The sequence below is a fragment of the Shewanella sp. SM101 genome, assembly GCF_025654465.1.
In the GTDB taxonomy this organism is placed as follows: domain Bacteria; phylum Pseudomonadota; class Gammaproteobacteria; order Enterobacterales; family Shewanellaceae; genus Shewanella; species Shewanella oncorhynchi.
The window spans coordinates 17139-27604 of the sequence record NZ_JAKKRH010000052.1; the positions used below are offsets into that span (position 1 = coordinate 17139).

The 10466-nt window shown below is 43.9% G+C and carries 9 protein-coding genes; 4 read left to right on the forward strand and 5 right to left on the reverse strand.

Annotated features, from left to right (window positions below; translation table 11 throughout):
• Nucleotides 1-7: 7 nt before the first annotated feature.
• From traD to mobI, 4 genes are read right to left on the reverse strand one after another with little or no spacing between them, the layout of a single operon-like run.
• A complete protein-coding gene (traD, locus tag L5M38_RS20560; RefSeq protein WP_014620363.1) occupies nucleotides 8-1882 on the reverse strand; it encodes a conjugative transfer system coupling protein TraD in 1875 nt (624 codons plus the stop codon).
• Nucleotides 1875-4709, reverse strand: a complete 2835-nt coding sequence (gene mobH / locus L5M38_RS20565; protein ID WP_263180192.1) for a MobH family relaxase — start codon at nucleotides 4707-4709, stop codon at nucleotides 1875-1877. The genes traD and mobH overlap by 8 nt, the downstream gene beginning before the upstream one ends.
• The gene (locus tag L5M38_RS20570; protein WP_263180193.1) at nucleotides 4709-5440 is read right to left on the reverse strand and encodes a hypothetical protein; all 732 of its coding nucleotides are present in this window, start codon (nucleotides 5438-5440) and stop codon (nucleotides 4709-4711) included. The genes mobH and L5M38_RS20570 overlap by 1 nt, the downstream gene beginning before the upstream one ends.
• A gap of 30 nt (nucleotides 5441-5470) precedes the next feature.
• Complete coding sequence (gene mobI, locus L5M38_RS20575) at nucleotides 5471-5959, reverse strand: conjugative transfer protein MobI(A/C) (RefSeq protein ID WP_014620366.1); 489 nt, start codon at nucleotides 5957-5959, stop codon at nucleotides 5471-5473.
• 735 nt (nucleotides 5960-6694) lie between these two features.
• Between mobI and L5M38_RS20580 the strand changes: the two genes are divergently transcribed.
• The 4 genes from L5M38_RS20580 (at nucleotide 6695) to L5M38_RS20595 (ending at nucleotide 10112) form a co-directional block, all read left to right on the forward strand.
• Nucleotides 6695-7768, forward strand: a complete 1074-nt coding sequence (locus L5M38_RS20580) for a plasmid segregation protein ParM domain-containing protein (RefSeq protein ID WP_014620367.1) — start codon at nucleotides 6695-6697, stop codon at nucleotides 7766-7768.
• 13 nt (nucleotides 7769-7781) lie between these two features.
• Entirely contained in the window at nucleotides 7782-8099 is a 318-nt protein-coding gene (locus L5M38_RS20585) for a hypothetical protein (RefSeq protein ID WP_148258320.1), read from the forward strand.
• 85 nt (nucleotides 8100-8184) lie between these two features.
• On the forward strand, nucleotides 8185-9192 hold the full coding sequence (traF, locus tag L5M38_RS20590; RefSeq protein ID WP_014620369.1) for a conjugal transfer protein TraF: 1008 nt from the start codon (nucleotides 8185-8187) through the stop codon (nucleotides 9190-9192).
• On the forward strand, nucleotides 9192-10112 hold the full coding sequence (locus L5M38_RS20595; RefSeq protein WP_263180194.1) for a conjugal transfer protein TraH: 921 nt from the start codon (nucleotides 9192-9194) through the stop codon (nucleotides 10110-10112). The genes traF and L5M38_RS20595 overlap by 1 nt, the downstream gene beginning before the upstream one ends.
• Here the strand turns inward: L5M38_RS20595 and L5M38_RS20600 are convergent.
• Nucleotides 10031-10466, reverse strand: a 436-nt coding sequence (locus L5M38_RS20600; protein ID WP_263180195.1) for an IS66 family transposase, incomplete at its 5' end; no start/stop codon positions are given. The genes L5M38_RS20595 and L5M38_RS20600 overlap by 82 nt on opposite strands.

The following is a 10466-nucleotide window of genomic DNA, read 5'->3' on the forward strand; positions in this document are numbered from 1 at the left end:
TAAAGCCTTACATAAGAATTGGTATGCGACATTGATATGTTTTCCCGTTAGCTAGTCGGGCCACGTACTGCAACTTTGGTAGTTCGGACATCAGCGACAGAGGGAATGCAGGCTTATCTGCTTCCATAATTCGCTCGCCCACAGAGCCAGAAAACTCATGAAGATTGCTTGTAGAGTCAGTGTTGGAGGATAACTGCCATTGTTTTGTCTTAATTGGGTACTCAGGAAGTAGGGCCGCGAATTTCTCTCGGGTAATATCGTCACGGGCTCGCAAACAAAACCAGTTAGCGGTTAACGACAATATTCGGTTAGCGACTGCCTCGCCAGCTTTGTCGATTAAATCGGGCACACCTTGAGTTGATAGGTGTAGCTCAAACCCTGCACCACGACCCATTGCCGCCAAATTGATTAAACCCTCAGATAGAGCAGAATGGATTTCATCGCCAAACACCGAAACACGAGTACCTTTGCCTTGTTCATAGTTGTAGCGGGACGCGGCAGAAGCACAGGTATCTTCCATTATGAGTTTTGATACCGCCGATGAAATATCGGCATTACCTGATGAGTCGGTGGCAATATAGAGAACGCCGCCCGTATCTATAAATTTCTTTATATCAATGATTGGGCGTTCATCTTCGGTATCATTAGGATCGGGGCTTAACATCTTATCCAGTGGTGAGGCTGTTAGCTTTGTGAGCATTGGCTTTGTGGTCGCGAGCATTTTGCTTTGATGGCTTTGATCGTGCGTCACGAAACCTATGAAACTCGATACTGCGTCCTCGCCTTTGTCGTCAGGTATTAACACCTGTTGATACCGCATAATCAAGCCAGCTAACAAACTGCCTCTACCTTCTTCGATAATTTGACTCGCCATTTTCGTATGCCACTCATTACCATAGTGCTTAGCCATGATGATGCTTAGTGCCTCAGTTGCTAGTTCACTTTTCCGGTTCAGCATGTAGTCAGCGACTAACTTGATAGACGGGCGTCTACCAGTAAATCTCAACGCCTCAGCAGTGACATAGAATGAATCCCACGCATAAGAACGGAACCCCTCAGAGCTACCGGTCCCTTTCTCAAGCACGTTAGCTAAGCGTGACGCTATTTCAGTTGTCACCGAGAAATTCACCAGTGGATCTATTCTTACCGACTTGCTCGGTTCCGCAATATTGAAGTAATAGAATGGCACACCTATTCTCTTGGCTTCGGCTTGCAGTCGCGTTTTCCAAAAGTGGTCATTCTTTGGATCTAAAACTAAAACCGAGTTCCCGCGATATAACGCTCCAACGCTGTTAAGTGTTAACATCGTTGTCTTGCCCGAACCGGGCAAGCCAGTATAAAAACTGTGGGACCAGAACAGTGATGAATCAAGCCAAAGGTCTTTTTCATCACCACAACCTTGTATCCAAGGTCTACCTTCTAATCGTTTGGTTTCTTCCTCTGTTTTTTTAAGCGCTCTACGCACGGCCCAAGGCAAGAAGCCCTTAGCATGTTCAGGGCGAGTACCGTTGAGTTGGTATGCTCGGTTCGCCTCAGTGATTGTCCACTCAAAACCTCGACCAAAAAACGCTTTATCAAGGCGAGTCTTAGCTAGTTCCCATAAAGCCTCGGCTTTAATGTGGTAGTGATAGTTGTACACTAACTTTATTTGTCGCCGGATTTGAGGCAGCGCATCCCGTAAGCGTTTAACAGACATGCCAGCCGTAGCAGCAATAACCGATAAGGCGACAATTGACACGCTATGCCCTGATGCACCCTGAAAAGCCCATGCGCCTATCGTGAATGTTGAAGCACCCGACCAAGCATAAGCGGAATTTAACTCGTATATTGGCCTGTACATGTTTTCCATATACAGGCCGTTAGTTTGTCCTTTGCTACTCATAAGTTATTCCTGCTGTATCAAAAACCATCCAAACTGTTTGTTTAGCGTCAGTGTCAATCGTTGCGCTATCACCAGCTTGTCGCTTGAGGTAATTAGCATCCTTATTGGTTAATTCTATTTCTTGCGCGTAAGCGGTTAACACAAAACTTTGCACTCGTAATTGACCTTGACGATGGTCAATACCTGCTTTGCCAGATGAGCTCATAGCCCATCCAATGAAAGACTGTAATGCGCGGTCATATTTGCTTTCGGCTTTAGGGGATGTATTACCTGTCGCGTTCTTTAACCCCTGTAACGAAGTAGAGCCTCCCGCAAACGCAGGGGTGGTATCTAAGTCATCCTGAGTTCGAATTTCGCCATAGTGTTCATCGTTGTTAGTTACTGACTGAGAAACTAAGTCATCCTGAGTTCGGATTTCGCTACAGTGTTCATCGTTGTTAGTTACTGACTGAGAACTATATTCGTCCCAATTTCCGTATTCACTTTCTGATTGATAATGTGTATTTCCTGTTTCTTCCTCAATTTCGAGTGACCCATTATCGGCGGCAGAGTGGGGGGGATATATGTCAGGCATTATCAAAGATATGTTTTCCCCTGGCATTAATGTATTGCTTGGATGGATGGCTAGATCCCCCTCCTTAGATGTTGATTCTTCTGTAAGCCTCAAACTTTGCTCTAGGGTTAATTTGATTTGGTAAACTTTGACCTTTTTCACCACGTTAATAATTTTTCGTGGAGTTTCCGCGTCAGTGATGAATAGCTTTTCATCCATTAAAGCCTTAATCATATCTGGCACTTTTAGCCCGGCGATATCTAGTGATGATTCAATCTCGGGTAAGACAGTTACATCTAAATCAAGAATGTCTTTAGCCACTTTCATGCGGTGACGTTCGATGTTAGTGTGCGACAGCAATGTATCTACAAGTATGTCCATTGTGGTTTTTGTGTGCGGTAGCGCCGATTCAACACTCGGGGGTAAGAGGGCAGTCTCAGGCTTTATTTCTGAATATATTTCAGCTTTAGCCACGGGGGATTTTATAGCGGCTTCATTTTCGTTATGGGCAGAAAAATTCTTAAATACGACTCCTTTGTGATCCGGTTTTTTAGGCAAAGCCTCCGCAGGCGGAATCAAATCATCTTCACAACTTGGCGTTGGAACTTCGTTGCTTTGTTTGGTGCTGACATCGTTATTGCTAGTTGCTTGTTTCTTAGTTTCCGGGCTAGTTTCAGCTTGGGTGTCGGTATTGTTTTGCTCTGAATTAACGGACTTGGCTTTGCCCTTGGGTGCTGTTGATGGCTTAGTCTTAGCCTTAGCCTTGACACCATCATTGCCTTGCTCTGTATCAGCAGGTTTATCTTTTTCTGCTTGCTGCTCAGGCTCGTGATGAATAGAGCTGGCCGAGTTGTTTGTATTGGTTTCTATAGCCACTTCTTCGTTAGCGTCTAACTTCTCATCTTCCTTAGTTTTTCTTGTGTCAGTTAATGAAATTAATCCAGTGGGCGCGTAGTGAATCATCAACGAGTCATCGCGAGTCAGCGAGATTCTACCGTGGCCTCCCCGTGGTGATATGTCCTCACCATACACAATGCCGGCCCATTTAGGCTTGGCTACTTTTATTGGTCCTACTTGAGCATTCCCAATAGATTCAGGCCATAAATGACCTGTTGTGTAGTCCTCGAATAGCGGTTCAAATAGCTGCCTATCCACTAACATTTCAAGCATTTTCCCGACCTGCATTGGAACGCTATAACCATCGGCTTGAAGTGAGGCCATTACTTTGTTAAAACTTGAGGGGTAAGACACGTACACATCTTCGGCGCCTAGGCACCAAATATCGGCTTTTTCCTCATTGGTTTTCCACATGCGCCGCAGCATTTGCAGCCGCTTAATAAACGCAGCCTCAAGGGGCATCTTACGAGCGCCGGTGAGTCTATCCCACTGCCACAGCATATCTTTATGTACAGACCTAGCTTCGGCTTTTTTCAGACCTGCCTTAATTGGATTGTTTATTTCCATGCTGCCTGATAGTGTTTCGTAAATAATCACCTGTAGGTCGTCTTGCGTGTTAAACAGATATTGCTTAGCTTCTTTGGTTAATATTTGATTAAGCATTGAGGACGCTAAACCAATATGCTTACCGTGCCGGTCAGCATAATTCCAAGTCACTTCGTACCGCTGAGCTTTGCAGCGAGTGGCCCACTCAAAGATGTTTTCTATCTGCGGGTTCCAAACTGAATCACCACAACGTACCGACATATCGTGCAGGGACTTACCTATGTCATGCACTAACCCGACAACCCAAGAGGCGTAGTACCAACGTATTTTCTTACTATGTAACTCATCAGTAAATTTCGTTTCTTTTATATCCACTGACGCCATGTGTCTTAATGAAAAAAGGGCGACTTCAAGACTGTGACGAGCGAGACCGCCAACAGCGGCGTGGTGATGGTTTTCAGAAGCAGGTAAAAGATGAACATAGCTAAGGAAGTTAGCTATTACATTTATTACCAACGTCTGCGAATTATAGATTTTGTTGTAGTCTGACAAGTTCGCAGGATTGAAATTAGCTCTATGAATATCGGTTAACCCTAACTCACGAACTGTCATATCTATGAGGTCGTCATTGGCCTTAATGATTCGTTCGGCACTAACAATGACAACCCCGTCAGCTATTGGCGGGTAAAATGTATCCACTAAAACATCCACATTTGGTGCAGGTTTCTTTGACTCACCCGTAACCATTCGCACCGAGTCTCTGCTAGGGTATTTACCATCCAGCAAAAAAGAGCGAACAGCCAAACTCAACAGCTTGGCTATTTTTCCCATTATTCACCCACCGCGATCTTAGTGGCTTCTGCGTCAGGTGTTATACCTCCATCTGTATCGGAAAACTCATCCTCCGCATTGGATTCAGAGACTACCCGTAATGCTTGCATAATTTTGTTGTAATCTTCTAGCGAGTAAATCCCGCCCTTTCGGTTAGCAGAGTCAGTGGCGACCGTTCTAAGTCTGCCAAAAAACCTCTGCATTGTGTTAATTGCGATTCCACGAGTGCTATTGCTCATTGATTCTGAAAGCTCACCAGAGAGCCATAGGTTTTCAATTTGAGATATCGCCGCATCTGTTTTAGTGATCGCATCTATAACGCGCCAGTAGATAGGGTGTTCAACTTGGAAGGTGACACTAAATGTGTCAGGGGTAATAACGGTCATATCATCGTTAGCTCCGTAATTGCCCTCGGTTTCGTTTGAATAGACCTGTTCAATCAAAGTGCAGCGGCGAGCCACTTCTTCTTGTTCGGCTCCAAACCAAGTATCAAGACGATCGCGAACCTCTTTGTTGTTGGAGGTCAGTACGAATAACCCTGCAATGCGGGATATACTCATTTTTATATTGTTCTGCCGAACCTCATTGCTAAACAATTGCTGTACCGTATTGCTTTTGAGTTGCACATTTTTTGAGATAAATTTACGTGGTTGTTGTGCTCTAACAGTTTGGGTGCGCGGGACGCGTATCTGTGTTGGTTTTGGTGTTTTAACCGTTTTTTCGTCAGTCATGTATAGCTCCGTTTTTTGCTGTTAAGTAGATTAAGATTGTTTACGTTCAATTCTTTTCAACTTGACTTTTGCATCATGCAAGCAGTCTAAAACTTCACGCAGAGGCGCTAACCTTGTCTCTGTTTGCTCAATCATTCTGCGCTCCCAATCCGGGGATTTTCGGGTTAGCTGTTCAACTGTGTAGCCCCTCCCTGTTGGCTTAATGTCATCCCCCCAAGACTTTCCTACATTGCCAACCCGCCCCGGCCTGTATCGTGTCCATATAAGATAAATCTTATCGCTCTTGATACATGCTCTTGGTGCTATTTCCCCCCCAGTAAATGTTCCTCCCTCCGTGCGTAAGGCGCGATTAGATGATCGCCATTTCAGCCAGTAATCATCTACAAGCACTTTGGCTTGAAAGTGTGCCGCCTCGATCTGAGAACTGACCACTCTGAGCGTGTCGGAAATCTGATATCCCAACTTCTGTTCTAAATCAGCCTGCGGATTCTTGACGCCGGGCTTGCCGTAATCTTGCATATCGTTTTCCTACTGTTTGTTCGTCACCGCAATGCAGCATGTCGGCTACGTAACTAAAACGAGTTTGTTTTCAGTTCGTCCCCGAACTCTTGTTTTTGCATAAAGAGTTGAGACACCTAACCTCCACACCGCCCGCCCTCTGTAAGCGAGAAGTTGTAAGCCCTCAGTTCGTCACCGAACTCTTGTATTCTCATGAGCAAAGCAGTGATAACTTCTCTACACACCACTATCCCTCTGTAAGCGATACGCTGTCAGTCTGTAGTTCGTCCCCGAAATTGTGTTTTTTGTGCGTGTAATTTTGCATTGTTAAATATCGTCATCACTCACAGACTAGAAACCTGAAAAAAACGACAACTTCTGCATATTTTTTGAAAATTGCTTTCATCTTATTGTTGTATACGCAAACTCGCGTATCACTACAGTTCGTCCCCGATGTTGAGTGATTCCTTGTCATAATGCTGCAAATCATCTAGTTACGTAGTCGGAAATGTCACCAATATAATACACAATTATTAAATCGCGTGCGAATAAATAATTGTGTATTATATGGCCCAATTTGGGATCGTTTTGGTATTCCAACATTAATAGCTCAGCCTTAAATTTGAATACCAATTTGGGGTTTGTTTTAACTGGAATATGACGGGCCTGTCGTTATCTGCAAAAAGTCTTGTTATGCGCAGGCAAAGAATTAATTAATAACCCCATTTTGGGGTTTGTTTGGGGTTGGAGTGCAATATGAGTAGTCAAGTGATAGTAACTGTAGATGTGGGTTACGGTACAACAACGAGTGTTCACAAGAATGCTACGGGCGAATATGAGATTAAAACATTTCCATCGGTGCCAATTCCCGTTAAATCGGATATCAATCTTGGCATTTCGGGTGAAGAAAGGGATGTAGTTACAGTCGATGTAAATGGCATCACGTATGAAATTGGCGCTGACGTTACAGCTTCAAGTGCCCGTAATGTAAGAGTGCTAAATACTGAATCTTTTCTTACCAGTGACCGATATAAGGCCCTCCTTCTCGGCTCGCTTTCGTTTATAGGTTCCGGCGATTTAGTTATCGATGTACTGGTTCTTGGTCTGCCTGTTAGCGTTTTATCTCGCAAAAATGAACTCATAAAAATTTACACCGGCACTCACGATATTTCCGGTTCAGGTAAGCGCAAAATTAGCATTAAAAGTGTCTTGGTTTTTGAACAGCCGCTAGGCGCATTAATGAGCTATTTAAGAGAGGGTGGTACAGAGCGTTATATGGCATGTAAAAACCTCAACATACTGGTTATAGATCCGGGATATCTAACCCTAGATTTCATTACTTCAACCGGCATTAAGGTGAACAAAAATCGCTCCGGCGACTCAGAAACTGGCATGTCCAAAGTAATTTCAGCAGTTGAATTATCTCTAAAAACTCAGCTTTCCGAAAAGTTTAACCTCAAAAGTATTAGTTCTGAATTAATAGACCAAGCGTTTATAACTGGTTCGTTGAAGCTGTACGGCACTACGATGGCATTTCCTGTGTGTGAGCATCAATTTGATGTGACAAGTGCCATCACTGCCACTTGTGATGAAGCGATAACGTCAGTCGTTAACGTGGTAGGTGACGGTCAAGATATAGACCTGATTCTTGTCTCTGGCGGCGCGGCATCAGTTTATTTAGGTGCCATTAAAAAGGCTTTTCCACACCATAAAATTGAGGTCGTCATTGATCCTTTAACTTCCGTTGCTCGCGGTTTGCAAACGGCTGGTGAGCAGTACATTAAGGGTGCTCTGGCTCGCGGCGAGTTTAATCAGCGGCGAGTGAATTAAGGGGCGTCATTTTATGGCAAGACTTATAGAGCGACACATTCGCATTAGTAGTGATAGTAGCCCCCGCCTTTGCGATTATTTGTCCAGCTTTAACCCAAAAGCACTAACACGAGAAATCTTGTTACTAATGGAGTTTGGATTACTCATAAGACAACAAAACTTCTCAGCGATGAATAGCATTCAGTTGAACCCACTTAATGAGCAACATGCAGATTTAAAATCTGTAGCTGAACTGTCTAGCGAATCCAATAAAGAACCTCACGAAGTGCCTATTAACAGTATGGATGATGATTTTGATATTGGATCAGACAGAGATTTTCTGATGGATTGAAATAGGATTTTCGCCGCTATTAATGCGGCGTTTTTCTACTATTTTTTTATGATATAGTTAGGTAACTATATTAAAAAGGTGTGTTATGGCTGATTTAAAAAGGTGTGCAATATTTATTGCCGCGGCAATGGCATCTACGGCTGTTGTGGCTGAGCAGGCGTCAACTCAATCGAGCGACAACTTCTACAAACAACGTGAGCGCGGTTGGTACTGGCACGAGCTTCCTCCGAAAGAGGATATACCTGAAAAAGTTGAGCCGCCTAAGCCATCACCTGTGCAAGCCGAAGCACAAACAGATGAGCCACAAAATTCCGTTGAGGCCATGAGCGTTAAATGGTTCCAAGAGAATTTACCCAAGGCTAAAGAGTTAGCACTTAACACCGGTAGGCCAGAGGACGTAAAGCGTTATCTGTATATTCAACGTGCCGCCATCGACCGTGCTAACCAGTTCGCAGCGACATATATTTCTGAGCAAATGTTCGATCCTTATTTGGATGAGTCGTTGCGCCGTCCCGAAAACGATGTATCACTTCAGGCGTTCAAAGGCACTCAAAGTGAAAACCAATGGAAACTCATTGAGAGTATCGGCAAGAAAGCCACGCTCATTTATTTTTTTAGCTCTAACTGTCCTTACTGTGCGAAACAGACTCCTTACCTAATTCGCCTCGCGAAAGAATATGGCTGGACAATCATGCCCGTGTCCATTGATGGAGGGAAAGTACCAAATGATGATTTTCATGTTTTTGGTGATTACCGTGTAGCCAATTCCGAAATGGCTCAGAGATTCGATGTATTAGCCACGCCTACTTTATATGTAACTAACAACACAGGTGATTATTTCTTGTTGAGTTCCGGGTTGGTTGGTATGGATTCGTTAGGAGAAAGGATCATTGCTTTAGCAAGCAAAGAGAAAATCATATCGGAGTCCGAGCTTAACAATGTCAAACAGGTACGCGCTGTTTACATGACTGACGCAGAGGCCAAGGTAAATACAGAACGTGTGTATGACGACCCCGATTACCTCATTAACAAAATGCGTAATTTTATGTTGGGTAAACCTGACGCTGACACTGCTACAGAGGATGTCAAATAATGAGAAGAATAGCATTGATTACACTGCTAACTTTGCCACTGAGTACAGTTGAAGCGGGGGGCCTTAGCTCCATTTGGGATGAAATGCTATCAGCTAGTTCTGGTATCAATCAATATTCAGGCGCAAGGCGCAATGGTATTTCGCTCGGTAGCGCATCTGTCAGAATTAAAACAGTTAATGAGCAAGTGCTCGCAGCAAGAGCGCCGTATCTACAAGCATCTTGCAAAGGAATAGATTTTTTTGGCGGCTCATTATCATTGATTAAAAGAGAAGAATTGGTACAAATGGCGCGGTCAATTGCGGCCGCCGCTCCTATGTATGCGTTTCAATTGGCTATGGGGATGCTCTGCCCAGATTGCAATGCGATCCTTGCTGATTTAGCTAAGCGCCTTAATTCACTCAATGAATACATTAGTAAGGATTGTGAAGAATGGGTGGATTTAGCAGAAAAAGAAGCTCCATCTTTACAAGTTAAATCTGATCGTAAAATGTGGCAAAACTACTCTGAATCATCGTCCAGTTGGTTTGATTCAAAAGCCTCAGCTAGAGCCGAGGTGAGCGCGATTAACAGTCACTCTAAAGCCGCGAACATGACAAATACCACAAGTAAGTCGCAGTATAACTCTGTTTATCAGGCGTTTATGGACGGTGGGGTAACGATGCCCTTGTTATCTTCTGATAAAACCGTTGTTGCTCAAATGATAATGAGCGTTTTCGGCACCAATATCTATAAATTTGACTCATCATTGACTGCATCTGAGACTGACGGTAGTGATGCCATCAATACCTCAATAGCTCCTCAGATACGCCTCCGGGGTAACCGTCTAGCGAACCACACCTACTGTTTAAAATTCCAGGGTAACAAGCTATCGATATTGGGTTCTGGTTTACACAGTTCATCAAGGCAAACCATGATGTAATCAAATGGGATTAGACCATTTATTTTGGCGGTTTCCACAATACTGTAAAGGGCGGCACTGGCATGTGCACCGTTAGCCGTTTGGCTAAATAACCAATTTTTTCGRCCTATCACAAACGGTTTTACTGCACGTTCAGCTCTATTGTTATCGATGCTGAGTCGTCCATCATCCACATAGCGAATGAGTTTGTGCCATTGATTAGCCAGGTAATTAGCCGCCTCAATTAGTTTGGTATTGCCCACTAAATTTGGCTGGTTCTGCTCAAGCCATGCTTTTAGCTTGTCCAGTATAGGCACACTGGCTTGTTGTCTTGTCGTGTATTTATCATCCACACTTTTATCTTTAACGCGTGAC

Excerpts from the sequence above, each read along its gene's own strand:
- traD (WP_014620363.1), bottom strand. The coding sequence starts at position 1,882 with ATGAGTAGCAAAGGACAAACTAACGGCCTGTATATGGAAAACATGTAC.
- mobH (WP_263180192.1), bottom strand. The coding sequence starts at position 4,709 with ATGGGAAAAATAGCCAAGCTGTTGAGTTTGGCTGTTCGCTCTTTTTTG.
- L5M38_RS20570 (WP_263180193.1), bottom strand. The coding sequence starts at position 5,440 with ATGACTGACGAAAAAACGGTTAAAACACCAAAACCAACACAGATACGC.
- mobI (WP_014620366.1), bottom strand. The coding sequence starts at position 5,959 with ATGCAAGATTACGGCAAGCCCGGCGTCAAGAATCCGCAGGCTGATTTA.
- L5M38_RS20580 (WP_014620367.1), top strand. The coding sequence starts at position 6,695 with ATGAGTAGTCAAGTGATAGTAACTGTAGATGTGGGTTACGGTACAACA.
- L5M38_RS20585 (WP_148258320.1), top strand. The coding sequence starts at position 7,782 with ATGGCAAGACTTATAGAGCGACACATTCGCATTAGTAGTGATAGTAGC.
- traF (WP_014620369.1), top strand. The coding sequence starts at position 8,185 with ATGGCTGATTTAAAAAGGTGTGCAATATTTATTGCCGCGGCAATGGCA.
- L5M38_RS20595 (WP_263180194.1), top strand. The coding sequence starts at position 9,192 with ATGAGAAGAATAGCATTGATTACACTGCTAACTTTGCCACTGAGTACA.